This window comes from Geodermatophilus sp. URMC 63, from assembly GCF_053502565.1.
Window position 1 is genome coordinate 2,876,432 of sequence record NZ_CP199956.1, and the last position, 26,138, is coordinate 2,902,569.

Annotated in this window: 23 protein-coding genes and 3 pseudogenes; 14 read left to right on the forward strand and 12 right to left on the reverse strand. The window is 73.2% G+C overall.

The features are described 5' to 3' along the window. Window positions 1-129 precede the first annotated feature (129 nt). Together ACWIZO_RS14195 and ACWIZO_RS14200 are read left to right on the forward strand one after the other, a co-directional pair. Entirely contained in the window at window positions 130-792 is a 663-nt protein-coding gene (locus ACWIZO_RS14195; protein WP_448638314.1) for a mycothiol-dependent nitroreductase Rv2466c family protein, read from the forward strand. Window positions 793-875: 83 nt separating this feature from the next. Beyond that, window positions 876-1,631, forward strand: coding sequence for an SDR family oxidoreductase (locus ACWIZO_RS14200; protein ID WP_448638315.1), 756 nt, complete (start codon window positions 876-878; stop codon window positions 1,629-1,631). 6 nt (window positions 1,632-1,637) lie between these two features. On the opposite strand, the gene ACWIZO_RS14205 is transcribed toward ACWIZO_RS14200, so the two are convergent. Continuing rightward, entirely contained in the window at window positions 1,638-2,312 is a 675-nt protein-coding gene (locus tag ACWIZO_RS14205) for a DUF429 domain-containing protein (protein ID WP_448638316.1), read from the reverse strand. A gap of 26 nt (window positions 2,313-2,338) precedes the next feature. On the opposite strand from ACWIZO_RS14205, the gene ACWIZO_RS14210 reads away from it, so the two are divergent. Continuing rightward, window positions 2,339-2,830: a ribose-5-phosphate isomerase gene (locus ACWIZO_RS14210; RefSeq protein ID WP_448638317.1), complete on the forward strand. Its 492-nt coding sequence runs from the start codon at window positions 2,339-2,341 to the stop codon at window positions 2,828-2,830. Window positions 2,831-2,836: 6 nt separating this feature from the next. On the opposite strand, the gene ACWIZO_RS14215 is transcribed toward ACWIZO_RS14210, so the two are convergent. Beyond that, window positions 2,837-4,075, reverse strand: a complete 1,239-nt coding sequence (locus ACWIZO_RS14215) for a GNAT family N-acetyltransferase (protein ID WP_448638318.1) — start codon at window positions 4,073-4,075, stop codon at window positions 2,837-2,839. Window positions 4,076-4,258: 183 nt separating this feature from the next. Here ACWIZO_RS14215 and ACWIZO_RS14220 point away from each other — a divergent pair, with 183 nt between their 5' ends. The 4 genes from ACWIZO_RS14220 to ACWIZO_RS14235 all read left to right on the forward strand — a co-directional run bounded on the left by ACWIZO_RS14220 (window position 4,259) and on the right by ACWIZO_RS14235 (window position 9,022). After that, complete coding sequence (locus ACWIZO_RS14220) at window positions 4,259-5,875, forward strand: hypothetical protein (protein ID WP_448638319.1); 1,617 nt, start codon at window positions 4,259-4,261, stop codon at window positions 5,873-5,875. A gap of 80 nt (window positions 5,876-5,955) precedes the next feature. After that, window positions 5,956-6,993: a sigma-70 family RNA polymerase sigma factor gene (locus ACWIZO_RS14225; protein ID WP_448638320.1), complete on the forward strand. Its 1,038-nt coding sequence runs from the start codon at window positions 5,956-5,958 to the stop codon at window positions 6,991-6,993. Between the two features lie 151 nt (window positions 6,994-7,144). Continuing rightward, a complete protein-coding gene (locus tag ACWIZO_RS14230) occupies window positions 7,145-8,413 on the forward strand; it encodes a methyl-accepting chemotaxis protein (protein WP_448638321.1) in 1,269 nt (422 codons plus the stop codon). A 69-nt stretch (window positions 8,414-8,482) separates the two neighbouring features. Further along, the gene (locus ACWIZO_RS14235) at window positions 8,483-9,022 is read left to right on the forward strand and encodes a DUF4396 domain-containing protein (protein WP_448638322.1); all 540 of its coding nucleotides are present in this window, start codon (window positions 8,483-8,485) and stop codon (window positions 9,020-9,022) included. Window positions 9,023-9,089: 67 nt separating this feature from the next. On the opposite strand, the gene ACWIZO_RS14240 is transcribed toward ACWIZO_RS14235, so the two are convergent. The 3 genes from ACWIZO_RS14240 to ACWIZO_RS14250 all read right to left on the reverse strand — a co-directional run bounded on the left by ACWIZO_RS14240 (window position 9,090) and on the right by ACWIZO_RS14250 (window position 13,067). Further along, window positions 9,090-10,748 carry a glycoside hydrolase family 13 protein gene (locus ACWIZO_RS14240; protein ID WP_448638323.1) on the reverse strand — a complete coding sequence of 553 codons (1,659 nt, stop codon included), beginning with the start codon at window positions 10,746-10,748 and terminating at the stop codon, window positions 9,090-9,092. Window positions 10,749-10,932: 184 nt separating this feature from the next. After that, a complete protein-coding gene (locus tag ACWIZO_RS14245) occupies window positions 10,933-11,229 on the reverse strand; it encodes a hypothetical protein (protein ID WP_448638324.1) in 297 nt (98 codons plus the stop codon). A gap of 101 nt (window positions 11,230-11,330) precedes the next feature. Then, complete coding sequence (locus tag ACWIZO_RS14250) at window positions 11,331-13,067, reverse strand: pyruvate dehydrogenase (protein ID WP_448638325.1); 1,737 nt, start codon at window positions 13,065-13,067, stop codon at window positions 11,331-11,333. 380 nt (window positions 13,068-13,447) lie between these two features. On the opposite strand from ACWIZO_RS14250, the gene ACWIZO_RS14255 reads away from it, so the two are divergent. The 3 genes from ACWIZO_RS14255 to ACWIZO_RS14265 all read left to right on the forward strand — a co-directional run bounded on the left by ACWIZO_RS14255 (window position 13,448) and on the right by ACWIZO_RS14265 (window position 16,946). Beyond that, a complete protein-coding gene (locus ACWIZO_RS14255) occupies window positions 13,448-14,683 on the forward strand; it encodes an MFS transporter (RefSeq protein WP_448638326.1) in 1,236 nt (411 codons plus the stop codon). A 127-nt stretch (window positions 14,684-14,810) separates the two neighbouring features. After that, entirely contained in the window at window positions 14,811-16,205 is a 1,395-nt protein-coding gene (locus tag ACWIZO_RS14260) for an FAD-binding oxidoreductase (RefSeq protein ID WP_448638327.1), read from the forward strand. A gap of 132 nt (window positions 16,206-16,337) precedes the next feature. Then, window positions 16,338-16,946, forward strand: a complete 609-nt coding sequence (locus ACWIZO_RS14265; RefSeq protein ID WP_448638328.1) for an EXLDI protein — start codon at window positions 16,338-16,340, stop codon at window positions 16,944-16,946. A 178-nt stretch (window positions 16,947-17,124) separates the two neighbouring features. Here the strand turns inward: ACWIZO_RS14265 and ACWIZO_RS14270 are convergent, their stop codons facing one another. From ACWIZO_RS14270 to ACWIZO_RS14280, 3 genes are all read right to left on the reverse strand, one after another. Continuing rightward, window positions 17,125-18,357 (reverse strand): glycosyl hydrolase family 18 protein, encoded by a 1,233-nt coding sequence (locus ACWIZO_RS14270; protein ID WP_448638329.1) that lies wholly within the window; start codon window positions 18,355-18,357, stop codon window positions 17,125-17,127. 607 nt (window positions 18,358-18,964) lie between these two features. Then, a complete protein-coding gene (locus ACWIZO_RS14275) occupies window positions 18,965-20,095 on the reverse strand; it encodes a site-specific integrase (protein ID WP_448638330.1) in 1,131 nt (376 codons plus the stop codon). 41 nt (window positions 20,096-20,136) lie between these two features. Continuing rightward, window positions 20,137-20,364 carry an excisionase family DNA-binding protein gene (locus ACWIZO_RS14280; RefSeq protein WP_448638331.1) on the reverse strand — a complete coding sequence of 76 codons (228 nt, stop codon included), beginning with the start codon at window positions 20,362-20,364 and terminating at the stop codon, window positions 20,137-20,139. 54 nt (window positions 20,365-20,418) lie between these two features. Here ACWIZO_RS14280 and ACWIZO_RS14285 point away from each other — a divergent pair, with 54 nt between their 5' ends. Both ACWIZO_RS14285 and ACWIZO_RS14290 read left to right on the forward strand, forming a co-directional pair. Then, entirely contained in the window at window positions 20,419-20,685 is a 267-nt protein-coding gene (locus ACWIZO_RS14285) for a hypothetical protein (RefSeq protein ID WP_448638332.1), read from the forward strand. Next, window positions 20,682-21,095, forward strand: coding sequence for a type II toxin-antitoxin system VapC family toxin (locus ACWIZO_RS14290; protein WP_448638333.1), 414 nt, complete (start codon window positions 20,682-20,684; stop codon window positions 21,093-21,095). Before ACWIZO_RS14285 ends, ACWIZO_RS14290 begins: the two co-directional genes overlap by 4 nt. A gap of 147 nt (window positions 21,096-21,242) precedes the next feature. On the opposite strand, the gene ACWIZO_RS14295 is transcribed toward ACWIZO_RS14290, so the two are convergent. The 4 genes and pseudogenes from ACWIZO_RS14295 to ACWIZO_RS14310 form a co-directional block, all read right to left on the reverse strand. Beyond that, window positions 21,243-22,226 carry an IS110 family transposase gene (locus ACWIZO_RS14295; RefSeq protein ID WP_448642960.1) on the reverse strand — a complete coding sequence of 328 codons (984 nt, stop codon included), beginning with the start codon at window positions 22,224-22,226 and terminating at the stop codon, window positions 21,243-21,245. Then, a complete protein-coding gene (locus ACWIZO_RS14300) occupies window positions 22,227-22,475 on the reverse strand; it encodes a hypothetical protein (RefSeq protein ID WP_448638334.1) in 249 nt (82 codons plus the stop codon). It lies immediately after the preceding gene. A 1,517-nt stretch (window positions 22,476-23,992) separates the two neighbouring features. Then, the gene (locus ACWIZO_RS14305) at window positions 23,993-24,940 is read right to left on the reverse strand and encodes a hypothetical protein (protein ID WP_448638335.1); all 948 of its coding nucleotides are present in this window, start codon (window positions 24,938-24,940) and stop codon (window positions 23,993-23,995) included. A 292-nt stretch (window positions 24,941-25,232) separates the two neighbouring features. Then, window positions 25,233-25,388 (reverse strand): annotated as a pseudogene (locus ACWIZO_RS14310) (IS3 family transposase); the annotation flags it as partial. Window positions 25,389-25,497: 109 nt separating this feature from the next. Between ACWIZO_RS14310 and ACWIZO_RS14315 the strand changes: the two are divergent. Further along, window positions 25,498-25,575, forward strand: a pseudogene (locus ACWIZO_RS14315) (hypothetical protein); the annotation flags it as partial. A gap of 44 nt (window positions 25,576-25,619) precedes the next feature. Beyond that, a pseudogene (locus tag ACWIZO_RS14320) lies at window positions 25,620-26,135 on the forward strand (integrase core domain-containing protein); the annotation flags it as partial. Window positions 26,136-26,138 lie beyond the last annotated feature (3 nt).

Consider the following 26,138-nt stretch of genomic DNA (forward strand, 5'->3'; position numbering starts at 1 on the left):
CCGGCAGCTTCCCACGGATCGCCGACACGCCTGGTGACCGCGGGAACAACCGCCCGGCCGTGGCACTTGCCAGCGGGCGGCGGCCCGGCGCAGCAGGCGGCCGGGCGACGACGAGAGCGAAGGTGAGCGATGACCGAGGCAGTGCAGAGCGCCCCGACGAAGGCCCGGGTGGACTTCTGGTTCGACCCGCTGTGCCCGTGGGCCTGGCTGACCAGCCGCTGGGTGCTCGAGGCGGCCAAGGTGCGCGACATCGACCTGCACTGGCACGTCATGTCCCTGGCGGTGCTCAACCGGGGCCGCGACCTGCCCGAGGAGTACCAGCAGATGATGAAGACGGCGATCGGCCCCGTGCGGGTCGCGATCGCCGCGGCCCAGCAGCACGGCGACGAGGTGCTCGGCGACCTCTACACCGCCATGGGCACGCTGCGGCACCACGAGGGCAAGGAGCTCGACGAGCTGATCGCCCCCGCGCTGGAGAAGGTGGGCCTGCCCGCCGAGCTGGCCGAGGCCGCCACCTCCACCGAGTACGACGAGGCGCTGGAGAAGAGCCACCACGCCGGCATGGACCCCGTCGGCGACGACGTCGGCACCCCGGTCGTGCACATCGACGGCGTGGCGTTCTTCGGACCGGTCATCAGCAAGGTGCCCACCGGTGAGGACGCCGGCAAGGCGTTCGACGGCGCCGTCCTGCTGGCCAACCTCCCCGACTTCTGGGAGCTCAAGCGGACCCGCACCTCCGGCCCGGACATGGACTCGGTGCCCGCCGACGCCCTGGAGCTCACCCGCCGCTGAGCGAGGACCCTGCTGCCCCCGGCACTCGCAGGCTCGTGGCGGGACCCTGCAGCGGGGCCGGACGGGCGCGGCATGCTGGTCGCGTGCCGCGTCCCGTCCGCCAGCGCATCCTGATCACCGGCGCGAGCTCCGGCCTCGGGCGGGGCATGGCGCACCGCTTCGCCGTGAGGGGCCGCGACCTGGCGCTCGTGGCCCGGCGCGGGCACCTGCTCGAGGAGCTGCGCGACGAGCTGCTCGCCGTCCGTCCCGGCATCCGTGTGGTCACCGCCGCCGTGGACGTCGACGACGCCGACGCCGTGGCCCGCGGCGTGCCGGAGCTGGCCGCCGAGCTCGGCGGCATCGACCGGTTCGTGGCCAACGCCGGCATCGGCAACGGCGCGCCCGTCGGCACCGGGGCCGCCGCGGCCAACCGGGCCGTCCTGGCGACCAACGTGCTGGGCACCCACGCCCAGTGCGAGGCCGCCGTCGAGCTGTTCCGCGCGCAGGGCGCGGGCCACCTCGTGATCGTCAGCTCCGTGGCGTCCGTCCGCGGCATGTCCGGCGCCCGCACCGCCTACGGCGCGAGCAAGGCCGCGCTCAACGCGCTGGCCGAGGGCATCCGCGCCGACCTGCTCGGCACCGGCATCCGCGTGACCACGGTGCTGCCCGGCTACGTCGAGACCGACCCGACCGCCGGCCGCCGCGGCCCGTTGACCGTCGACCTCGACACCGGCGTCGACGCGCTCACCGCGGCCATCGAGCGCGAGCCGGTGCGGGCCTACGTGCCCGAGTGGCCCTGGCGGCCGGTCTCGGCGCTGCTGCGCGTGCTGCCGCTGCCGGTGCTCCGCCGCCTCACCTGAGGTCCCTCACCAGCAGATGCGCAGGGGGCGGCCGCGGGCGTCGCGCGACCCGTCGCCCACGCACTCGGCGACGCCGTCGGCGATCCGCCGTGCCGACCACGCCGCCGCGCACGCGTCGAGCGCGTCGACCGCGGGCACCCCGGGTGGCGCGTCGGCCAGCGCGTCGAGGACGTCGCCCACCGGTTGCAGCGCCCGGATGCGCTGCGCCTGCCCGCGGGCGCTCGGCTTGGGGTCGTGGACCCGGTCGTCGAGGGCGCGGAACGCCAGCTCCGGGTGCACCTCGACCACGCGCTCGGCCGGCGGGTCGCCCAGGGCGTCGTCCAGTGCCGCGATCGAGCGGGTGAGCCGGAAGGACTGCGCCGACAGCGACCGGCCGCCGGTGGCCTCGACCGAGAGTCGGCGCGCCTCGGCGTAGTCACGCGCACGGAGGACGGCGCGGACGGGGGCGGGGAACACCGATCCCGCGGCGCCGCGACCCCGCAGCTCCCGCCGCGCGGCCTCGTCGCAGGCGCGCACGCCGTCGTCCGAGAGACCGATCGGCATGTCGATGCCGACCACCTCGACGTCCGGGACGGCGAGCACGGCGGCGACGTCGGCGAGGTCGAGGAGCCGCACCGAGCGACCGTCCAGCAGCGCGCCGACCCAGCGGCCGCGCCAGCCGTCGACACCCAGCACCGCCACCGCCGCAGCCTGACAGACTCGCCGCCATGCGCGTCTTCGTCGGGACCGACCACGCCGGCCTGGAGTTCAAGGAGCACCTCAAGCAGGCGCTCACCGGCGCCGGCCACGAGCCGGTCGACTGCGGGGCGCACGAGTACGACCCCGAGGACGACTACCCGCCGTTCTGCTTCGAGGTGGGGGAGCGGGTCGTGGTCGAGCCGGGCAGCCTCGGCGTCGTCATCGGCGGCTCGGGCAACGGCGAGCAGATCGCGGCCAACAAGGTGCCCGGCGTCCGCGCCGCGCTCGTGTGGAACCGGGAGATCGCCGAGCTGGCCCGCGCGCACAACGACGCCAACGTCTGCGCGATCGGCGCCCGGCAGCACTCGGTCGAGGAGGCCACCGAGCTGGTGCTGCACTTCCTCGCCTCGCCCTGGAGCGGCGAGGAGCGGCACGTCCGCCGGATCGGCCTGATCCACGACTACGAGCAGAACCGGCACCGCCCCGCCGGCGGCCTGCCCACCCGCGGCGACGTGGTCTGAGCGGGCTCAGAACGCGTCCGGGCACCACGGGGTCACCGGCCAGGAGAACGCCGTCGCGGCGAGGGTGACCGCTCCCGGGCTGACCTCGGTGACCCGGCCGGCGGCGTGCAACGTGCCCAGCGAGACCCCGCCCAGGTAGGCGGCGGCCAGCGCGCCGGCGTCGACGACGAGGTCGGGGTCGAGGTCGGTGCGGCCGCAGTAGCCGCCGGCCGGGTGGCCGGCCACCCGCCAGCGGCCCTCGTTCCAGGGACAGAACCCGTCGCGCACCTCGACCACCAGGTCGATCGGCGCGGGGTAGCGGCGCGCCGAGAGCGCCCGGTCGACGTCGACGAGCCGCAGCCACAGCCCGTCGACCGGGCGGGCGTGCAGCGCGCGGGGGTCGGCGAGCAGGTGGCGCAGCGGGTCGTCGGCGGAGGCCATCGGGTACTCGACGGTGCGGACCAGGTCGAGGTCGAGCAGGTACCGCCACAGCGCCGCGTACGCCGGGGTGCCGCGGCCGCGCACCTCGTCGACGAGCACGGTGCCGTCGGGTTCGCCGTCGGCGGTCTCCCGCGTGCGGACCCGGAAGGCGGCGTACCCGGTGACCGTGCCGTCGGCCTCGGTGTGCAGCAGGAACCGGCGGGCGGTGGCGCCGTCGCGCCGGTCCGGCGGGTCGCGGAGGCTCCGCTCCCACCAGCGCTCGTCGCGCTCGAACGCGCCGGGCACCCACCGGCGCAGGGCCTCGTGCACCCGCGCGGCGGCAGCCCGGTAGGCCCCGGCGTCGACCGGGGTCACCGTCCCGGTGCCCAGCTCGACACCGGGCCGGAACGCCATCCGCCGCGTGCGGCCGGTGAGGTTGCCGCGGGCGGTGGCCGGCGCGTAGCCGAAGCGGCCGTAGATCGTGCCCTCCGACGCCCACAGCCCGGCCAGCGGCTCGCGCTGCCGCTCGTGCAGCTCGGTGAGCTGCCGCCGCATCACCGCGGTGAGCACGCCGCGGCGGCGGTGGGTGGGGGAGACGGTCACCCAGGACACGCCCGCGCAGGGGACGACGGCGCCCGGCACGGTGAGCCCGCGGCTGTAGATGCCGGACGTCGCCACCACCCGGTCGCCGTCCCACAGGCCCAGCGTGCGGTCGAGCTCGGCGAGCGCCGGCGGCTGGTCGACGAACGAGCCGATCGGCTCCTCGCCGAAGACGTCGAGCATCGCCCGGGCGAACGCCGGCCACTCGCCGGCCGTCGCGGGGCGCAGCGCGTCGGGATCGGTCACCCCTGCTGTCTACCGGTCGGCACCGAGCGCCCGCGACCGCGTTCCGGCCGCCGGCCGGGCCGGATCTCCCGGCGCCGGTAGGGTGCCCGCAGTCGAGCGCGCCGACGGCGTCGTGCCCCCGCGCGACCGTGTGCCCGGCGGACGGAGGTCTCCCGCGTGCGTGCGAGGACCGTGCCCATCGCCGTGAGCGCGGTCCTGCTGGCCGCCGGCTGCACCTCGTCGGCCAGCGGGGCCGCGAGCGACACCGAGCAGGCCTCGGTCGCCACCTCGGCCCCCGACCAGCGGCTCACCGTGGTCGCCGACACCGAGCCGGCCGCCTCCGCGGTGAGCGCCAGCCGGGCGCTGTTCGACGCGGCCGGCGTCGTCGTCGTCGCCCCCGAGGGGGACCGCGCGGCCACGCTGCTGGGCTCGTCAGCGGCGGTGGGCCTGGGCGTCCCGCTGCTGCTCGACCCCGAGGGCACCGGCGCGGGGGACGACCCGGTCGCCGCCGAGCTCGACCGGCTGGGCGCCGCGACGGTGCTCGCCGTCGGCGGGGACGCCGCACCGGGCGGCGCCGACCTCGACGTCGTGACCGTCCCGGCCACCGCCGAGGCCGTGGCCGCCGCCACCGGCCTGGACCTCGCCGAGGGCGATGCGGTGCCGGCCGACGGCGACGCGGCCGCCGTCGCCGGCCTCGACCCCGACGCGCCCGCGGCCCTGGTCCCCGAGGACGCCGACGCCGCGGAGGGCGAGGCGTCCGGGGAGGTCCCGGAGGTCACCCGGGCCGAGCCGCTGGAGGACACCGTCGTCCTCGCGTCGGGCACCCCGGACTCGCTGCCGGGCATCGCCACCGCCCGGGCGGCCGGCGCGCGCGTGCAGCTCACCGGTGCGGACGTCGACCCGCGCGGCTCGGCCGGGACGGTCGACGCCGTGGCCGGGGCCGGCACGGTCGTCGCGCTGGGCGCCGGCTTCGCCGACGAGGAGGGCCTGGACTGGAAGGTCGAGACGGCGGCCACCGGCGCCCAGCTGCCCGGCGGCGGGCAGCTGCTGTTCCCGCAGCACTTCCTGGTCGCCCTCTACGGGCACCCGGGTTCCGGGGCGCTGGGCGTGCTCGGTGAGCAGGACGTCGCGGCCAGCGTGCAACGCGCCCGCGACACCGCCGCGCCCTACGAGGCGCTGGTGCCGGACGCGACCGTCACCCCCGCCTTCGAGATCATCGCCACGGTGGCCTCGGAGTTCCCGACGGAGGGGAACGACTACTCCTTCGAGGCGTCGGTGGAGGACCTGCGGCCGTGGGTGGAGGCGGCGGGGGAGGCCGGCGTCTACGTCGTCCTGGACCTGCAGCCCGGGCGCACCGACTTCGTGACCCAGGCCGAGCGCTACCGCGAGCTGCTGGAGCTGCCGCACGTCGGCCTGGCCCTGGACCCGGAGTGGCGCCTGGCGCCCGACGAGGTGCACCTCACCCAGATCGGATCGGTCGACGTCGAGGAGGTCAACCGGGTGGTCACCTGGCTGGCCGACCTCACCCGGGAGAACTCCCTGCCGCAGAAGCTGCTGGTGCTGCACCAGTTCCGGGTGGACATGATCCCCGGCCGCGAGCGGGTCGACCTCAGCCGGGACGAGCTCTCGGTCATGGTCCACGCCGACGGGCAGGGCCCCCAGGGCAGCAAGCAGGAGACCTGGCGGGTCCTGCACGAGATCGGCCCCGAGGGGCTGGCGTGGGGCTGGAAGAACTTCTACGACGAGGACTCCCCGATGCTGACGCCGGAGGAGACGATCGCCCAGGTCGTCCCGCGTCCGCAGCTGGTCACCTACCAGTAGGACGTGCGCGCGCGGGCTCCCGTCGTGTCGGTGCCCCGTGGTGGACTGGCCGCCTCGCCGAGGAAGAGAGGTGGTCGCAGGTGACCAGCGTGCTGACCGGGGTGTCCGACGAGCTCGACCCGCGGCTGCTCGAGCACCGGCGCGAGCTGACCGGGTACTGCTACCGGATGCTCGGGTCGTCGTTCGACGCCGACGACGCGGTGCAGGAGACGATGGTCCGGGCGTGGAGGGGCCTGGCCGACTTCGAGGGCCGCTCCTCGCTGCGCTCCTGGCTGTACCGGATCGCCACCAACGTCTGCCTCGACCAGCTCTCCGGCCGGCAGCGCCGGGCGCTGCCCATGGACCTCTCGGGTCAGGCGTGGTCGCCGGTGGAGGCGTCGCTGGCGGCCACCCGGCCGGCCGAGGCGTGGGTGGAGCCGGTGCTCGACCGGCAGGTCCTGCCCGAGGACGGCGACCCCGCCGAGCGCGCGGTGGCCCGGGAGTCGGTGCGGCTGGCCTTCGTGGCGGCGCTGCAGCACCTGCCCCCGCGGCAGCGGGCGGTGCTGCTGCTGCGCGACGTGCTGCGCTGGCGCGCCGACGAGGTCGCCGGCCTGCTGGAGACCACCGTCGCCTCGGTGAACAGCGCCCTGCAGCGCGCCCGGGCGACGCTCGCGGCGATGGGCGGCACCCCCGAGCCCCGTCCGCTCGACGCCGACACCCGCGACCTGCTCGCCCGCTACCTCGACGCCTTCGAGCGCTACGACATCGACGCCTTCGTCGCCCTGCTGCACGAGGACGCCACCCAGCACATGCCGCCCTACGAGATGTGGCTGGGCAGCGCCGCCGACATCGGCACCTGGATGCTCGGCCCGGGCAGCGGCTGCCGGGACTCCCGGCTGCTGCTCACCGAGGCCAACGGCTGCCCGGCGGTCGCCCAGTGGCGGCCGACGGGCGACGGCGGCCACACGCCGTGGGCCCTGCACGTCCTGGAGGTCGACGGCGGCCGGGTGCGGCACATCACCAGCTTCCTGGACCTCGACACCGGCCTGTTCGCGCGGCTGGGTCTGCCCACCGCCCTCGAGCCGGGGGCGCAGCCCGTCGCCGCGGCCGGGCCGGAGGTCGCGCCCGTCGCCCCCTGACCACCCGGCGGGGAGCGCCTGGACAGGAGCGGGACCCGAGAGTCCGGTCACTGCGCTCAACACCGGGGGGTCCGCGGCCGAACAGGCGGAGGTGACCCCGACACCCGCTGAGTCCACGACCTCCTCCGCTGCCACCCGGTGGTGGGCGACCGTGCCGCGGGGTGTGCGCCTGGACGAGCAGACCTTCGCCACCCGGCACGGGGTCATCTCCACCGTGCTCGCGCTGCACCTGCCCGTCCTCGCGGGCATCGGCCTGGCGCGGGGGGCGTCGGGGTGGCTGCTGTGGGGCCAGCTCGCCGTCATCGTCGTCCTGCTGCTGCTCGGCCGCGCGCTCCCCGCCCAGGGAGGGCGCGCCAGCGCCGTCGGCCTGGGGCTCATGGTGGCCGCCGACGTCCTCCTGCACGTCGGCGGCGGCCTGCAGGACCTGCACATCTGGTTCTACGCGATCCTCGCCCTGGTCGCGCTCTACCAGATGTGGACGCCGTTCCTGCTGTCCGTCGGCTTCGTCGCCGTGCACCACGCGGCCATGAGCCTGCTCTCGCCGGACTCGGTCTTCTCCGACCACCACGCGCAGCAGAGCCCGGTCCTGTTCGCCCTACTGCACGCCGTGTTCATCCTCGCCGAGGCGGTGTTCCTGGCCTACGGCTGGAAGTTCACCGAGGTGGCCGAGCGCGCCCGGGAGGCCGAGCGGCAGCGCGCGGAGGAGCAGCAGGCCGCGCAGGTGCGGGCCCAGGAGGAGCTCGCCGCCGAGCGGGTCCGCGCGGCGGAGGAGGCCGCTGCCACCCTCTCCCGGCGGGAGGAGCGCGCTGCCGCGCTCGGGCAGCAGCTCAGCGGGCTGGTCGCGGCCGGCCGCCGGGTGGACGACAACGTCGGCGTGGCCACCGCCGTGATGACCGGCCTGCGCGAGGCCATCAGCGAGATCGCCGCCGCCGCGAGCCAGGCCACGACGACGGCCAACGAGGCGAGCGACGGCTCCCGGGACAGCGCGCGGACCGTGGAGCGCCTGGCCGCCACCATGGCCGAGATCGACCAGATCGCCGGGAGCATCTCCAGCATCGCCGACCAGACCAACCTGCTGGCGCTCAACGCGACCATCGAGTCCGCCCGCGCCGGCGAGGCGGGCAAGGGCTTCGCCGTGGTCGCCGGGGAGGTCAAGGACCTCGCCGCGGAGACGGCGCAGGCCACCGAGCGGATCCGGCGGGTCGTGGAGGCCGTCCGCGGCGACATCGACGCCGCCGGTGCCGCCCTCGGCCGGGTGCAGGAGGTCATGGTCGGCGTGGTCGCGGCCCAGACGACCATCGCGACCGCCGTCGAGGAGCAGACCGCTTCCACCGCGCAGGCGCAGGAGGCCATGGTGGGCGCCTCGCGCGAGGCGACCAGCATGGCCACGGACCTGCAACGCATCGTCACGGGCATGTGAGGGCCGCCTCCCGCGTTGACGCAGGTACCCCCTGGGGGTACCTTTCGAGCGTCGACGGAGGAGGACGTCATGAACCCGCACCACACGCACGGCGGTCCCGTCCCGACCGGGCACGTGACACCCGACCACGCCACCGACCACGCCACCGACCACGCCACCGACCACGCCGGTGGGCCGGTCAGCTGGGCGATGGCCGCGCAGGCCACGCTGCACTGCCTCACCGGCTGTGCCATCGGTGAGGTGCTCGGGATGGTGATCGGGACGTCGCTGGGCCTGTCCACCGTCGCCACGGTGGTGCTGTCGGTCGCGCTGGCCTTCGTCTTCGGCTACGCGCTGACCATGCGCGGCGTCCTGCACGCGGGCCTGCCGCTGCGGCGGGCGCTGCAGGTGGCCCTGGCGGCCGACACCGTCTCGATCGCGGTGATGGAGGTCGTGGACAACGCCGTCGTCGTCTCCGTGCCGGGCGCGATGGAGGCCGGGCTGTCCTCGGCGCTGTTCTGGCTCGCGCTGGCCGGCGCGCTGGCGGTGGCCTTCGTGGTCACGCTGCCGATCAACCGCTGGATGATGGGCCGCGGCCGGGGCCACGCCGTCGTCCACGCCTACCACTGACACGCGTACCACTGACGCGACCGGGGCCGGGGAGCGACTGCTCCCCGGCCCCGGCTCGTGTGCAGGACTACCCCCGCAGCCAGACGGTGGTGTCCGGGGGCAGCTGCCCGCCGGTCAGCGGGCCGCTGGCGAGCAGGACCTCGCCCTCGGGCAGGTCGACCGGGGCGGCGGAGAAGTTGGTGACGCTCTCCCATCCGCCGGGCCGGCGCAGGTGCAGCACGTGCGTGCGGGCGACCGGGCCGGCGTCCACCCACCGCAGCGACTCCTCGGCCTGCAGCTCCCGCCGCAGCGCCAGCGCCGCCCGGTACAGCTCCAGGGTCGAGCCCTCGACGCCGTCCTGGGCCTGTGCCGACAGCTCGCCGAAGCCGGCCGGCTGGGGCAGCCACGCGCCGCCGTCCCCGAAGCCGAAGGAGCCGCCCTCGCGGGTCCACGGCAGCGGCACCCGGCAGCCGTCGCGGCCCTTCTGCCGGTGCTCGGTGCGCTCCCAGATCGGGTCCTGCAGCGCCTCGGCGGGCAGGTCGGCGACCTCGGGCAGGCCGAGCTCCTCGCCCTGGTACAGGTAGGCCGAGCCGGGCAGCGCCAGCATGAGCAGCGTGGCCGCGCGGGCGCGGCGCAGGCCCTGCCCGGCGTCCGGCGCCGGGCGCGTGCCGCCGGAGAGCAGCCACGCGTCGAGGTCGGTGCCCGCCGGGAGCGCGTAGCGCGAGGCGTGCCGGACGACGTCGTGGTTGGACAGCACCCAGGTCGCCGAGGCGCCGGCGACCGCGGCCGCCGAGAGCGCCGCGTCGATCTCCACCCGGAACTGCTCGGCCGACCACGGCTGCACCAGCAGCTCGAAGTTGAACGCCTGGCCGAGCTCGTCGGGCCGCGCGTAGAGGACCCGGCGGCTGGTGGTCACCCACGCCTCGGCGACGGCCGACCGCGGCGGGTCGTAGGTGTCGAGCACCTTCCGCCACTCGCGGAAGACCTCGTGCACCTCCTCGCGGTCGAACAGTGGGTGGCTGCCGTCCAGCGGCAGCTCGGTCATCGCGTCGGGGTGCACGCCGCCGTAGTCGCGCAGCGGCTCGGAGAGGTCCTTGGTCAGCGCGTGCGCGACATCGACCCGGAAGCCGTCGACCCCGCGGTCGGACCAGAACCGCAGCGTGGCAAGGAAGTCCTCGCGGACCTCCTGGTCGTCCCAGTTGAAGTCGGGCTGCTCGCGGGCGAACAGGTGCAGGTACCACTGGCCGTCGGGCACGCGGGTCCAGGCCGGGCCGCCGAAGTGGCTCATCCAGTCCGAGGGCGGCTCGCTGCCGTCGGGGCCCCTGCCGTCGCGGAAGACGTAGCGGTCGCGCGCGGGGGAGCCCGGCGGGGAGGCCAGCGCCTCGCGGAACCAGGCGTGCCGGTCGGAGCTGTGGTTGGGGACGATGTCGACGACGACCTTCATCCCGAGCTCGTGGGCCTTCGCGATCATCGCGTCGGCGTCGGCGAGGGTGCCCAGCCGCGGGTCGACGTCGCGGTAGTCGTCGACGTCGTAGCCGCCGTCGGCCAGCGCGGAGGGGTAGAAGGGGCTCAGCCAGACGGCGTCCACGCCGAGCTGCTGGAGGTAGGGCAGCCGCGAGGTGACGCCGGGCAGGTCGCCGAGGCCGTCGCCGTTCGCGTCGGCGAAGCTGCGCGGGTAGACCTGGTAGACGACGGCCTGACGCCACCAGTCCGCGGCCGCGGTCCGGTTCGGGGCAGGGGTGTTCACGGGCACGGGGCTCCTGGGGAGGGTGTCGAGCGGGGGCGGGTGCGGCGTCGCGCGCCGGGGCCGGGGTGCCTGTGCTGGTCGTCCCGGACCGACCGTCTCCGTCCAGCGGCGGTGCTGGGTGCCGGAGGGCCGCCTCCACTGTAGGGAGCCGACGCCGAGGCCGCCCGCGACATCCCGTGCTCCCTCAGGGGCGCGGGTGGGTCCGGGTCCAGCCGCGGTCGTCGCGGCGGGCGCCCGTGGCCGCCCGGCAGCGGCGGCACACCGCCGCCACCTCCTCCGCGTGCCGGCCCGACTCCGGCTGCACGTCGGCCCAGCTCACGTGCGGGAAGCGGGACAGCCCGGAGCGGTGCAGCGAGAGCCCGCACAGCGTCTCGTTGTGCCCGCGCTCCCAGGCGTGGACCTCACCTGCGGGGTAGCGGATGCCGTCGTCGGGGTCGACCCACTGACCGGCGGCCGCGACCGCCGCGTTGCGCACTGCCATGGGTCCCCCGTACCCAGCGCGCCCCCTGGCCCAGCCGCCCCGGAACCGCCTGCTGACCGACGCCGTCGCCGCGGTCCGCGCGGGCGCTGCGGCGGGGACCGTCAGGGGCGCGGGACGTTCCGCAGGTTCGCCCGCGCCAGGTCGATCATCTTCCCGACGCCGCCGCCGAGCACCGTCTTGGTCGCCGAGGTGGCGAACCCGCGGATCTGCTCGCCGGTGATCGCGGGCGGGATGGACAGGGCGTTGGGGTCGGTGACGAACTCCATGAGCACCGGCCCGGGCTCGGCCAGCCCCTTCTCCAGCGTGCTGCGGACGTCGCGCGGGTCCTCCACCCGCATCGACCGGATCCCCACGCCCTCGGCGATCGCGGCGAAGTCCGTCGGCTCGTGGTCGGTCTCGAAGTCGGGGATGCCGTCGACCATCATCTCCAGCTTGACCATGCCGAGCGAGGCGTTGTTGAACAGCACGATCTTCACCGGCAGCCGGTGCAGCCGGACGGTGATCAGCTCACCGAGCAGCATGGCCAGCCCGCCGTCCCCGCTCATGCTGACCACCTGCCGGCCCGGCGCGGCGAACTGCGCCCCGACGGCGTGGGGCAGCGCGTTGGCCATCGACCCGTGCCGGAAGGAGCCGATCACCCGGCGCCGGCCGTTGGGGGTGAGGTAGCGCGCGGCCCACACGTTGCACATGCCGGTGTCGACGGTGAAGACGGCGTCGTCGGCGGCCAGCTCGTCGAGCTGGGCCGCCACGAACTCCGGGTGGATCGGGCGCATCCGCTCCACCCGGTGCGTGTAGGCGTCGACCACCTTCTCCAGCGCCTCGGCGTGCTGGCGCAGCATCGAGTCGAGGAACCGCCGGTCGGTCTTCTGCTCGATCAGCGGCAGCAGTGCCCGGATCGTCTCGCCGACGTCCCCGTGGACGGCGACCTCCAGCGGACTGCGCCGTCCCAGGTGCCCGGCGTCGGCGTCGACCTGCGCGGTCCGCCGCTGCGGCAGGAAGTTCGTGTACGGGAAGTCGGTGCCCAGCAGCAGGAGCAGGTCGGCCTCGTGCGTGGCCTTGTGCGCGGCGCCGTAGCCCAGGAGTCCGTTCATGCCGACGTCGTAGGGGTTGTCGTACTGGATGACCTCCTTGCCGCCGAGCGCGTGCCCCACGGGTGCGAGGACCTTCCCGGCCAGCGCCATGACCTCGTCGTGCGCACCCGCGCAGCCGGCCCCGCAGAACAGCGTCACGGTGCGGGCGGCGTCGACCGCGTCGGCCAGCGCCCAGACCTGGTCGTCGGCGGGCCGCACGGGGGAGGGCACCGGGACCATGGCGCTGGGCACGGTCGGGCCGCCGGACTCCTCGGCGGCCAGGTCGCCGGGCAGGACGACGACCGAGACGCCCCTCCTGCCGACGGCGGTCTGGATCGCCACCCGCAGGGTGTGGGGCATCTGCTTGGGCGTCACCACCTCGCACCAGTACGAGCAGTCCTGGAAGGTGCGCTCGGGGTGGGTCTCCTGGAAGAAGCCCATCCCGATCTCCTGCGACTGGATGTGCGAGGCGATCGCGACGACGGGGGCGCCGCTGCGGTGGGCGTCGTACAGGCCCTGGATGAGGTGGGTGTTGCCGGGCCCGCAGGAGCCGGCGCAGACGGCGAGCCGGCCGGTGACCTGGGCCTCGGCGGCGGCCGCGAACGCGCCGCCCTCCTCGTTGGACACGTGCACCCACTCGATGCCGTCGGTGTGCCGGACGGCGTCGACGACCGGGTTGAGGCTGTCGCCGACCACGCCGTAGATGCGCTCGGCGCCGGCGTCGCGCAGCATCCGCACCATCTGCTGGGCGACGGTCGGGTTGGCCATGGGGTCTCCTCGTCGGTCGACCTTCCCGCCGCGGGCGCGTGCCGGACCCGTCGACGTACCGGGCGGCCCGGGAGTGCCCGGTGTGTGCCGGTGCCGGCCCGGTGCTGAGCCGCGACCCGGCGCCGCTGTCCGGGCGATCTCCGTGCCGGAGCCGGTCGCCCCCAGTCTGTGGGGGGGTGCGGGGGGCTGTCCAACCCGGACGCCCGGCTGCAGCGCCGGCCGGCGGCGGGGCCGGCGTGGTGCGGAGCCGTCATGATGGCGAGGGTGCGGACGACGGAGCTTCCCGGGCGCGACCGCGCCGGCGCGGGGGCCCGTCGGCAGTCCCGCCGCGGACGGCCGGCCGGCTCGGTGTCCCCGCTGCGGCGGGTGAGTCGCCGTCCATGACCCGTCCCGTGACGCCGGTGGCGGGCGCCGGGTCGTCCCGGCACCCGGCGCGGCGGGCCCTGGTGGGACTGTCCGTCACCCAGGTCACCAGCTGGGGCGTCCTCTACTACGCCTTCCCGGTGGCCCTGGCCTCGATCACCGCCGACACCGGGTGGTCGGCGACGGCGACCACCGCGGCCTTCTCCGCCGGTCTGGTGGTCTCCGCCCTCGCCGGCATCCCGGTCGGGCGGTGGCTGGACCGGCACGGCCCGCGCCGGGTGATGACCAGCGGCTCGCTGCTGGCCGTCCCGGCGACGGTGGGCATCGCGCTGGCGCCGGACTACGCGGCCTTCCTGGCCGCCTGGCTCGTCGCGGGCGCGGCCATGGCGGCCGTCTTCTACCAGGCGGCCTTCGCCGCGCTCACCCGCTGGTACGGGGACCGCCGGGTGGAGGCGCTCACCGCGCTCACGCTCGTCGCGGGGCTGGCCAGCACGCTCTTCGCGCCGCTGACCGACGCGCTCCTGCGGCACCTCGACTGGCGGGGGACCTACCTGGTCCTCGCCGCGGTGCTGGCGGTCGTCACCGTCCCGGTCCACGCCCTCGCCCTGACGCCGGCCTGGGAGGTCGAGGCGCACTCCGCCGACGCCCGGCGCCCTCCCGAGGGCCGCGTCCCGTCCGAGGTGCGCAGCCGCGAGTTCCTGGCGCTCTCGGCCGCCCTCACCCTGACGGCCTTCGGGCTCTACGCGACGAGCCTGACGGTGATCCCGCTGCTCACCGGGCGCGGCTTCTCGACGTCGCTGGCGGCCACGACGCTGGGACTGCTCGGCGCCGGCCAGCTGCTCGGCCGCCTCGTCTACGGCCCGATCAGCGCCCGCACCACCCCGACCGGGCGGGCCACTCTGCTGATCGGCGCATCGGCGCTCGCCATCGGGCTCCTCGGGGCACTCCGGGGCCCCGCCGTCGCCCTGGTCGGCGCCGCCGTGGCGCTGGGCGCGGTGCGGGGTGCCGGCACGCTGCTCCAGGCGACCGCGGTCGCCGACCGCTGGGGCACCGCCCGCTACGGGACGCTGTCCGGGTACTTCGCCGCGCCGATCACCGTGGCCACGGCACTCGCCCCGTGGGCCGGGACGGCGCTGGCCGAGGTGATCGGCAGCTACACCGCCGCCTTCACGGTCCTGGCCGGAGTGGTCGCCGCAGCGGGAGTGGTGGCGTGGTGCAGCGGACCCCGCAGGCCGAACGCGCGGGGGTCGTGACGGCCGGCGCCGTCCCGGCGGCAGCCGAGCCGTCCGGGCGGGCCCTCCGGCCCTGTCCCCGCCACGGACGGCGCTGCCAGGGTGCCCGTGCCGAGGGCAGGGAGCCCCGCGCCGCGGAGGAGGCACCATGGCGATCACCGAGGCCGGCGAGCCGGCAACCGTGCGCGACCAGGCCCTGACGGCCCTCGCTGCCGATCTGCGCGGGACCCTGCTCCGCCCGCACGACGACGGCTACGAGACGGCGCGGCGCGTCTGGAACGGCGACGTCGACCGCCGTCCGGCGGCCATCGCCCGCTGCCTGGACGCCGCCGACGTGCAGCGCGCCGTCGGCTTCGCCCGGGAGGAGGGGTTGCTGCTCTCCGTGCGCGGCGGCGGCCACAGCGCTCCTGGCTACGGCACCAACGACGGCGGCCTGGTGATCGACCTGTCCCTGCTCAGGACGATCACGGTCGACGCCGACGCGCGCACCGCGCAGGTCGGCGGCGGCGTCCGGTGGCGCGAGCTGGACGAGCAGACGCAGCGCGCGGGCCTGGCCACCACCGGGGGCACGGTCTCCAACACCGGGGTCGCCGGGCTCACCCTGGGCGGTGGCCTGGGCTGGCTCATGGGCAAGCACGGCCTGGCGGTGGACAACCTGCTGTCGGCCGAGGTGGTCACCGCCGACGGCGAGCTGCACGCCGTCGACGCCGACCGCGAGCCCGACCTGTTCTGGGCGCTGCGCGGCGGAGGTGGCAACTTCGGCGTCGTCCCGTCGCTGCGCTACCGGCTGCACCCGGTCGGCGAGGTGCTCGGCGGCCTGGTCGTGCACCCGCTCGAGCGGGCCGGGGACGTGCTGCGCTTCTACCGCGACTTCTGCGCCACGCTGCCCGACGCGGCCGAGGCCTACTGCGCGCTGCTGACCGACCCGCAGGCCGGGGTGCCCGTCATCGCCCTGCTGCTCGGCTACAACGGCCCGATGGACGAGGGGGAGCGGGTGCTGCGGCCGGCCCGGGAGTTCGGCCCGCCGCTGGCCGACCTCGTGGCGCCGATGCCCTACGTGGCGCGGCAGTCGATGCTCGACCAGCCCAACGCCGTCAACGGGTTGCACCGCTACTGGCGCTCGGCGTTCACCGAGCGGCTGGACGACGGTCTGGTCGACGCCGTCACCGCGGCCGCCGCCGGGTTCTCCTCGCCGTTGAGCGCGATCCTGTTCTTCCACGTGCACGGTGCGGCGGTCCGCGTCCCGCCGGAGGACACCGCGTTCGCCGCCCGCCGCGAGCAGTGGGACGTCGACGTGATCGCCCAGTGGACCGAGGCGGGGGAGTCGGAGCGGCACACCGACTGGCTCCGCTCGCACTGGGCGGCGGCCGAACCGCACATGGCGGGCAGCGGCTACGTCAACCACCTGGGCACCGACGACGCACCGGAGAAGGTGCGGGCCTCCTTCGGCACGAACCTCGACCGGCTGCGGCTGCTCAAGGCCCGCTACGACCCGGGCAACCTGTTCCGGCTGAACCCGAACATCACGCCGGCGGCGTCCTAGCCCCCGCCGGTCCTCCGCGGCGCGGAGACGCCGGCGACCTCGAGCACTGCCCCCGGCACCGACCGGGCTTGACCCGGTGCACGGATGGGAGTCCAATACCCGCATACGTATACAGCGGTCCGGGAGGCGAGGATGCCCAACAAGACGATCTACGTGTCCGACGACGACCTCGCGCTGTACGAGCGGGCCCAGACGCTGGCCGGGGGGAACCTGTCCGCGGCCGTGTCCCGCGCCCTCCGCCGCTTCGTCGACGCCGAGGAGGCCCGCCAGGGCGGGTACGAGCAGGTGATCGTGCGGACCGGCAGCGGCCGCGACCGCCGCGAGCAGCGGTTCTCCGGTGTCCTGCTCGGCGAGTGGCGGCACCCCACGGCCGAGCGGCGCATCGAGCGCTTCCGCGTCTACCGGACGCCCAAGGGGAAGTTCGCCCTGCACACCAGCCGGATGCCCGACTGGGCGGCGTGGTCGGACCCGGAGACCTGGCGCGGCGGCTGGCACTGGGACTGGGACCGCTGGGAGCGCGAACGCGGCGGGAACCCCGCCGAGAACTGGCGCGACTTTAAGCAGGGACTGAAGGAGAACCTCCGGCGCGACATCGCCCGCGGCTGGTGGTGGGGTCCGACCGAGGAGACCCTCGACGTCGCCGACAGCCTCGAGGAGCTGCGCGACAGGATGCCGGCCGACTTCTACGACACCCTCACCCGGGAGGGCAGCCGCCCCGACGTCGAGGACCTCGACATCTGATCCTGACCGGACGGGGCGACGTCGGGTGCACCGCTGCGCGGCGCCTCTGCACCCCCACTCGGTCGGGAGCCAGGGCTCGCGGTTGATCTCCATGAACGCGCGGAGCGGACGCCGGGGATCGAACGCGCACGGCCAGCTGGGGAAGGTGGCCCCGGAGGGCTGTCGGCGCTGGTCTGCGTCAGGGGGTACCGACCAGCTGAGGTGTCAGGAACCCGGTCCGTAGGGCCTTGATGAGTGCGTCGCGCGGCTTGCCGCCGGTGGCGCCGGGGGGCAGTCGTAGCTGCTGGACGGTCCAGACGATCGTGCCGCCGTAGCCGCGCTCCTGTGACCACTTGCCCTTCGCGTTGATCGACTCCTCGTCGTCATACGGGATGTACCGACTCGGCTGGCCACAATGACCGTCGCCCGTGGCGTCGGCGGGCAGGGAGAGGTAGGGCTGCTGCGCGACCTCGTCCCAGCGCCGAGCACCCGGGTGCTGGTCGAGGGCGCCGCCCTGGGCGAAGACGTCCCCGAGTGGGAAAACGTTGTCTCCACCGGTGATCTCGTCGTGCTCATGTCCGGGTTCGTCGTTCCCGAACGTCGTCTGGCGGGGCTCGGTGATGTAGCTCGGGTAGCAGATGGCGAAGGCACCGACCCCCAGCATGAGCTTCGACTTGGGCACTCCCACGTCGGCCCACCGCTGGAGGCTGTCGTCGATGGTCACCGGGTGAGGTCCCCCGGATCCGCTGAGCGGGCTGACGAACCAGGATTCCCAGCCGTATCCGAGGAAGTACGTGCCGGTGTAGGACATGACCGAGAACCTGTCGACGTAGGGTGCCAGCCCTGCGAGCTCGGCGTAGTCCGACGGCTGTTGGATGTTGCTGTTGATCGTCCCGCCGGGGTAGGTCAGGAGCATGTCCGGCCGAGCCTCGCGCAACCCCTGCGCGAGCGCGACGAGGTCGGCCGGCACGACGTGGTCCTCCCAGTCGAGGTCGATTCCGTCGTAGCCGAGTTCGTCCATCGTCGTCAGGAGTCGGCCGATGAACACGGCCCGGTTCTCGGTGGTTGCCGCCTGCGCGATGTTGGCGCCCGCGCCCGCACCTCCCAGCATGAGCAGGGACTTGACCCCGTGAGCCCGCGCGGCGGCCGAGAGCTCCTTCGCGTGTGCCTCGCCCTGGCCGGTCTCGTCGTCGAAGCCCAGGTCCAAGGTGCCGTCGGTGTTCACCTTGAGCGGAGCGAAGGCGATGTGGGTCAGGCAGGACCAGTCGATCTCCGCAATGGGGTAGCGCGAGATCTGGTAACCGACGTAGTAGCCGAGGACCCACTGGCCGGTCGGCGTCTGGGAGTCCCCCGGTGACTGCTCCGTGGTCCCGGGGGTGGGCGCGGCGGTCGATGTGTCCGTGGACGTGGTGTCCGCGGTGGTGCCGGCCACTGGCGAGGCCTTGTTCATGACGTTGCTCCGAGGGTGGGTGCTGGACTGCGGGAAGCTCAAAGACAAGAGTTGCGAGCAGACCATCACCGCTGCATCAAGACCCCGTCACACGGTCGACCGTCGCGGGCCGTGGTCGTAGGTGATCAGCGAGCCGCCAGGAACTGTTGGGCACGGGCGCTCAATCCCACGCGATCGGCGACGAGCGACCGGTGCTGACGTCGCCATCGGACAGGCGATCACCTTCGCGGACGGGATTCCTGTACGGCTGGAGCCGTCCCCCGCCCTCGCGGCGTGACTGGAGCGGACGAAGGGGTCGGCGAGTGCAGCGGCGAGTTGGCCGCGCTCCCGGAGCCGGGTCGGCGCGGGTCCCTGGGCGGCCCACCGGTCGGTGGCTTGCTCGCTGCCTTACGGGCCGATCGAGCTGCGGCAACGCGTGGAGCGGGTGACGGGGGATCAAACCCGCATGGCCAGCTTGGAAGGCGGGATCTCGTGACCTTGTCTGTGCTGGTCAGCGCCCTATTAGGACCTCCGCGCGAGCGCTCGTGACCCAGACATGACCCAGGGCTTCGGCGTGACCCACGCGTGACCCACCGCGCCTGGAGCCCTGCTACTCGTTCGGGTCCGGATCATCGCCCGATGACTCGACCGTCGCTCCCGACATGGCGTCGAGGGCACGGGCGATGTCGGCGTCGCGGTCGTCGGCGGCGTGCTGGTAGAGCAGCGCGGCGGCGGGGGAGGAGTGGCCGAGCCAGCGCATCAGCTCCTTGGTGGTCGCTCCGGTGGCAGCGGCCAGGGTGGCGCCGGTGTGGCGGAGTTCGTGCGGCCGGACCGCCGGCAAGCCAATGGCGTCGGCGGCGCGACGGAAGGTCGAGTTCCAGTTGCTGCGGGCGAGGTAGCCGCCGGAACTAGTGGCGAACAGGAGACTGTCTGGAAGAGCGGGGACGTGCTTCTCCAGGTGGTCCTCCAGTACCGCCGCGATCCCGGCCGGAAGGGTCACTGTCCGATGTCCGGCGTCGGTCTTGGGCTCGCCGACCACCCACCGGCCCTCGACGCGCCGCACGGAACGCTCGATGCGCAGTCGACCGCCGGGGAGGACGTCGGACCGGCGTAGGGCGGTGGCCTCGCCGAACCGGAGGCCACCGAAGGCGAGCACGAGCACGAGGGCCCGGTAGCGCTCGGTTCTCCGGTCCTTCTCCAGTTGCTCCGCCAGCAGCATGGCCTCGGTCGCGGTGAGCGCGCGGGAGGGACGGGAGGCCTTCGGCGTACCGGCGCCCCGTAGCCGGCACGGGTTGGAGGAGATGACCTCGTCGGCGACCGCCACATTGAGAATCGCCCGCAGGAGCCGGTACGACTGGGCCACCGCCGTGGGGCCTGTCGTCCGGCCGGCCTTGGCGTGCCACGAGCGGACGGCGGCCGGCGTGACCTCGTCGACGGGGACGCCCGCCCACGGCCCGGCGAGGTGGTGACGCCACAGGCCGGCGTACAGGACTCGGGTGCTCGCACGGAGGTCGTGGCGGGCGAGGTAGTCCTCGGCGTACTCACCGACGGTGCGGCTGCTGATGTTCGGCGCTCGCCAGCTCTTGCGGAGCAGGTCGGTCTGCTGGGTGGCCAGCCAGGCCCAGGCGTCGGCCTTGGTGGTGAAGACCTTGGCGTGACGTCGACCATCAGGGCCGCGATACCGAGCGCGAAGGCGACCGCTGGGAAGCTCGTCGACTGTCCCAAACGTCCGCTTGGCCACGCCGCGACCGTGCCGGGAGCGTCAGCGGTTGTCCGCCGTCGTTACCGCTGACTGTGGACGCGGCCGGCGTCCACAAAGGCGTCTAGCGTCGCGCGCTCCAGGCGCACATACTTGCCGACTTTGACGTAGGCGATGCGGCGCTCGGTGATCAGTCGGCGGATGAACCGCTCACCGGTGCCCAGGTACTCACCGGCCTGCGCGATCGTCAGCAGCGGGCCGCGGTCGAGATCCTGACCCTGTGCCGCGCGCGACGTCATGCAGTCGAGCATCGTCGGCGTCCTCCAGTACTCCTCCAGTCCTGCTTCCGGTCACCGTCTCGCCGTGTGATCATCGAAGGCGTGAGTGCGGACCCGGGCTTCGAGGTGGTGGTGGGTGCTGACGGCGGCATCGCACCCGAGGAGCTGGCGCGCCATGGTGTCCGGCCGGGCGCGCACCTGCGCATCGTGGCTCGGACCGCACGCCTGCCGATCTGGCGGGCCTACGGCGCGCTCCGCGGAGAGCTGCCTGAGGTGTCCTGGGAGGAGTTCGAGGCGGCCAGCCGCCTGGCCGTCGAGGACGTCGAGTCTGGTCCGACGTATCCCGACCGGTGAGGGTTGTTGCTGACACGCATGCCCTCATCTGGTTCCTCGAGGCCGACGAGCACCTGAGTGCGCGAGCCCGGGAGGTGCTTGAGCAGGCCCAGCAGGATCCCGACGGCGGCATCGTCGTCTCCATGGCGAGTCGCCTCGACCTGCACTACCTCCAGCGGGCCGGTCGCTTCAGCCCGGCCGACGTTCAACGCTGGTGGGCGGTCACGGAAGACCCGAGCTGGAACATCAGCTCGGCCGCGATCACGGGTCCCGTCGTGGCCTACTTGGACGCGGCGGCGTTGGCTGCGCTCCGGGACCCCTGGGACCGGCTGATCACCGCGACGGCGATCGATCTCGGGGCTCCGTTGGTCACCAAGGACCGCGCCATCACCGCCATCGGGCAAGCCGGCCCAGTCGAGATCCTCTGGTAGCCGGCTCGCCTCCACGTGCCCCCACGGCCTCCCTTCGGACCGTCTCCGAAGGTACAAGATCACGAGGTGACACAGACCCGTGAATAGGTGAGTTGCAGGCGCGCGTCAGCGCCCCGGGCGGAGCCCGGGGTGGTCTTGCCCTGCAGGTCAGGCGGCCGGATCGAGGACCACGGTGTGCCCGAGCCGCTCGAGTTGAGCGACCAGCCGGCGGGTGTGGGCCTCCGTGGTGCGCCGGGCGAGCCAGTTGGGGCCGAGGTCTTGGTAGGGCTCGTCCCGGCTGAGCATGTAGTAGGCCGAGACCAGGATCGAGTGGGCGACCGCGACCTGTGCCCGGCCCATGCCGCGGCGGGCGGTGAGCCGGGCGTGCTGCGCCGAGAGGTAGTTGCTGCCCTTCATCCGGCCGACCGAGCCGGCGGCCTCGACCAGCATGTGACTGAGCCACTTGTTGCCGTGCCGCAGCCCGGCCGGAGTGCGCTTGCCGGCCGACTCGTGGATCGCCGGAGCGACTCCGGCCCAGGCGGCCAGGTGCGCCGCGGACGGGAAGCGGGACATGTCCGCGCCGGTCTCGGCGACGATGACCTGGGCGACCTTCTCCCCGACTCCGGGAATGGTCTGCAGCAATTCCAGCTGGTGCGCCCACGGGGCGAAGGCGTCGGCGAGCACCGCGTCCAGTTCGGCCAGCGCGGCCTCCACCGCCTCCAGCCGGCTCAGGATGGAGCGCGCCAGCCGGGCGTGACCCGTGTCGAAGTGCCCGGTCAGCGCCTCGGTCAGCGCCGGGATCTTGACCCGCATCCGGCCCCGGGCCAACTCCGCCAGCGCCCGCGGATCCCGCTCACCGGCGATCAAGGCGGCCAGCATCGCCCGCGCGGAGACCGTCGTCAGGCTGGAGGCCACCACCGAGAGCTTGATGCTGGCGTCCTCCAGCATCAGTTCCAGCCGCATCGCCTCCCGAGTGCGGTCGCCCATCAGCTGTTCGCGATAGCGGGTCAGCATCCGCAGCCGCCGGATCTCCGGTGGCGGCACGAACGAGGGGCGCAGCAGCCCGTGCTCGAGCAGCTGGGCGATCCACTCGGCGTCCTTGACGTCGGTCTTGCGCCCCGGGACGGCCTTCATGTGCGCGGCGTTGAGCAGCTAGACCTCCATCACCTCCTCCAGGCAGTAGAACGGCGCCTTCCAGTAGGTGGAGGTGGACTCCATCGCCGCGATCGTCACGCCCTCGGCAATCAGCCAGTCGCGCATGACCACCAGCGAGCGGGTGGTCGTCTTGAACGTCCGCGTCTGGCTCACCCGCCTCCCGCGCGGCCCGGGTGTGCGCACGCAGACGCACAAGGACTCCTTGCCGATGTCGAGCCCGGCGACCCGCTCGAACAGGACCTCCACCCCGATCACCTCCCGAAGACGGCGGGTGGACGCCGTCCGGAGGGACCTCTGCCAGGACACAGACCCACGCGCTCTACGGCAGCAATCAAGGGCACCCGAGGCCCCCGCGCCATACACCTCAACGGGCTCGCCCGCGCCAGTGTGTAACGACGTCGCCGGACGACAGGAGCATTCTCATCCCCAAGCGCGGCGATTCAAGATCGCCATGGGTTACACCTCATGCACCCAGGACTGCGCAATCCGTTGTGACGAGTAGTCGACGATGGGGGTGGCAGGGGTGCGGTCAGCTGCCGAACGGCATGCCTCGCAGCCGTCACCGGGCGCGTTACCCCTCGCACGGGATCGGTGCGCTTCCTGGCGGCGCGTGTTGTTTGGGCAGAGGGTGCGCTGCCGTCCAGCACGGCCGCCACGTCGCTAGCGTCGGCCAGTGGCGCGCCGGTTGGGGTGACGTCGGGCCGGCCAGGGCGTCACCGTTCCCGTCAGCCCGTCACCCCCGTTAGCTCCCGCTCCACGACAACTGTCCCGACGTCACCGTCGACTCCTGTGCCCTACTGGAGCAGTACGGCAGCTCCGGCTCCGAGCAGTCAGGGGAGGTCGGGTGCGCCGCTCCAGCGGGCCCGCCTCCGGTAGGACCGCAGGACCGGGTCCAGTGCCCGGGCGAGGGCGGGCAGGTCTCGGTCGTAGACGCGGCCGTCGTCCAGTTGACCGGCGAGCTCACCGAGCAACCGCGGCCTATCCCGGCGGGTCGGCTCGGGGGGGACGCGGACTTCGACCCGCCGCTCAACCACCTGCACTGCCGTACAGCCGGCGGTCGTCGTGCGGCTCTGTTCCCAGGCTCTATGCCGACAGGTCGCCGAGCACCACTTCGGGATCGGGCCCCGGCTGCGCGGCATGATCGGTCCGCCGCACCAGCCGCGGATCGTCGCGGCGGTGTGTCGTTCCGGCCCGTCCCGCCGCTGGGGCGGCCCAGTCCGGACGGGGGTGTTCCACCCGGGCGTGCTGGCGTTGCTGGCGGTGTTGTTGCTCGCGCGCCCGCCGTCGGGCCCGGTACTCAGGGGTGCCGCTGGTTCCTATGTCCTCAGCCTGCTGGCGATCCTCCTGTAACCCGTCACCACGAGTTCCCCAGCCCGAAGTGAGCTCCTATGTGTCAAGGCGGCGCGAGTAGCGTGCGGTTCGGCGGTGGGTGCGGTCTCTGGCTGGAGCAAAGAGCAGGACGGGGACTGCAAGTCCTGTCGCGCAGCTGGCCTCGTGCCGTCGGTCGTGTCCCGTTGCCGGCCTCGCGCCCACCGCCCTCCGGCGGCCGCGGTCAGCAGGACCGCCGGGTGAGCAGCGCACGGCGCTGGCCGACGTCCTCGGCACAGGCAGGGAGTTGAAGGGGTCGCTACAAGAGTTGATCGTTACGTGCCGTGGTAAGTCCGCCCGTGCGTTCGTGTGTTATGGCCGCATCCCGCATCCCGCATCCCGCATCCCGCAGCTGTCCACGATAGATGTCGGGGCTTCATGGCCTAAAGGAGTCGTCAGTCCTGCTGAGAGTCGTCGGTGAGCCAATCGCCCCTGTTGATGATGATTGTCCTCAGGCCCAACTCCGCCTTCAGTTCGTCGTCCGACTCGGCCTCGCATAAGGGCGCGCCCTCGTAGCTCAGGAAGAAGTTCCGCTCGTCGAAGGTCAGAAGTCGCGCGGGTTGGACCAGTCCTTTGAATCGAGTGTCCGTTTCAAGGCGGTATGTCGTTACGTGCCCATGGCACCCCGCCGCACCACTGCGCTCGTTTGGCGTGCCGGTCAAACGGATTCGGTCCTCTCGCGCGTAATACGAACGCATCACGACAAGGGAAAATGACCTGTCCGTAGAAGCTCTCCATGGGACAGAGTAGGTCTGTGTGGTGTTGGCGTCCACGTGTGAGTTTCTCGGTAATACTTGGAGGTAGCTGCAGTACTCATTAGTCAGTAAAGCGTCGTCACTAAGATTCCCGACCTCCAGCCAGTCGTCCTCGGTCGTGAAGCAGTAGATGAGTTGCGACGTGAAGAGCGAGGCCCGTACATCACCAGGGTTTGCCAAGGTGATCTCCACTATGCCTTTACGCTCCTCCGCATTCACTGTTTGTACCACGACACGCACCTCGGGCGTCACGGATGTGATCAGTTGAGAAGAAGTGTAAGAGGTCGCCTGCCAAAACTGAATGACGGGCAATAGCGACAAGGGAGCCAATAGCGACAGGCGCCATCGATGGCCCTTGATGGACGAGGACAACAGGATCAGCAGAAGTGTCAATGCGCATATGATCGATGCAAGTGCTAGTGCGGTCGGCAGGGTCTTGCGCGGGGGATCGATCGCCGCGAGCGCGGTCGGAAGCCCGACGATGCCCGACACTGTCCCACCAACAATCGCCGCGGCGCGCGCGCCAGGATTAGGGAGGACCATCAATAAAATTACGGATACCGGCAGGATGACGGCCGTGCTAGCCACGACCACTCGGTCGATGAGAAGTGCCGGCACGGTTAGGGCGCTCCCCGCCGGGACTCGCAGAAGAAGAACCGACAACCATAAGGCGGGAATCAACAGCAGAACGCTGAGGAGACGCTGCCGCCATGTGCGACGGTACTCGCGCCCGTAGGTTGCCAACCGCCTGCTCCCCCGCATGGCACATGTCTAGTGCTTAAGCGGTGCAGCAACAAGCGGAGTTCGCCAGCCGTTCCAACACCTGCTGGGCGACAAGGTCGAGACCACCACTTCAGCTTTCTCGGTTCGGTAGAAGCGATCAGGCCGCGTGAGTGGCCTGGGTCAGTGTCTCGAACTCGATGGGCGTGAGTCGTCCCAGGCGTCGTTGCCGGCGGCGCTGGTGGTAGGTCTTCTCGATCCAGGTGATGATCGCCATCCGCAGGTCCTCCCGGGTGGCCCAGCGCCGGCGGTCAAGGTGTCGCATCCAGACACGTTGTTGACGGTCGGCGTGGCGGGTTGATCGTGAAGGAGACCTCCGGAAGGAGTGGCGGTGTCTGACGTCGCCGTTCCCGCCGGAGGTCCCTGTGGCCCACGCTAATGCCCGCACCACCGTCTACGCCCGCAAGCTGATCGTCGCCCGCGTCCTGGCCGGGCACCGGCCCGGCGAGGTCGCCAAGCAGCTGGGGATCAGCCGGCAGACGGTCTACTCGGCCGCATCCCCGCCGGCGGCGGCTGGCGGGTGCACGGCCGGGCGGCCACCGTCGACCACCGGCACAAGCCGACGCCGATCGGCTACGACTACATCCACGTGGCCATCGACGACCACACCCGCCTGGCCTACGTCGAGGTCCTGCCCGACGAGCGGGTCGAGGCCTGCGCCGGCTTCCTGACCCGGGCGGTGGCCTGGTTCGCCGCCCTCGGCGTCGTGGTGCGCCGGGTGCTCACCGACAACGCCATGAGCTACCGCCGAGGCCATGCCTGGATCGCCGCCTGCACCGAGCTCAGCATCGGCCGCCGCTTCATCCAGCCCGGACATCCGTGGACCAACGGCAAAGCCGAGCGGTTCAACCGCACGCTGCGCACCGAGTGGGCCTACGCCACCGGCTGGACCAGCAACGACCAGCGCACCGCCGCCCTAGACGCCTGGCTGACCCACTACAACACTGCCCGCAGCCACTCCGCCCTCGGAGGTCACCCACCGATCAGCCGCCTCGCCGCGTGAACA

Coding starts and splice junctions, on each gene's coding strand:
- ACWIZO_RS14280 (WP_448638331.1), bottom strand. CDS start 20,364: ATGCTCGACTGCATGACGTCGCGCGCGGCACAGGGTCAGGATCTCGAC.
- ACWIZO_RS14210 (WP_448638317.1), top strand. CDS start 2,339: ATGCGCGTCTTCGTCGGGACCGACCACGCCGGCCTGGAGTTCAAGGAG.
- ACWIZO_RS14255 (WP_448638326.1), top strand. CDS start 13,448: ATGACCCGTCCCGTGACGCCGGTGGCGGGCGCCGGGTCGTCCCGGCAC.
- ACWIZO_RS14195 (WP_448638314.1), top strand. CDS start 130: ATGACCGAGGCAGTGCAGAGCGCCCCGACGAAGGCCCGGGTGGACTTC.
- ACWIZO_RS14250 (WP_448638325.1), bottom strand. CDS start 13,067: ATGGCCAACCCGACCGTCGCCCAGCAGATGGTGCGGATGCTGCGCGAC.
- ACWIZO_RS14260 (WP_448638327.1), top strand. CDS start 14,811: ATGGCGATCACCGAGGCCGGCGAGCCGGCAACCGTGCGCGACCAGGCC.
- ACWIZO_RS14245 (WP_448638324.1), bottom strand. CDS start 11,229: ATGGCAGTGCGCAACGCGGCGGTCGCGGCCGCCGGTCAGTGGGTCGAC.
- ACWIZO_RS14235 (WP_448638322.1), top strand. CDS start 8,483: ATGAACCCGCACCACACGCACGGCGGTCCCGTCCCGACCGGGCACGTG.
- ACWIZO_RS14265 (WP_448638328.1), top strand. CDS start 16,338: ATGCCCAACAAGACGATCTACGTGTCCGACGACGACCTCGCGCTGTAC.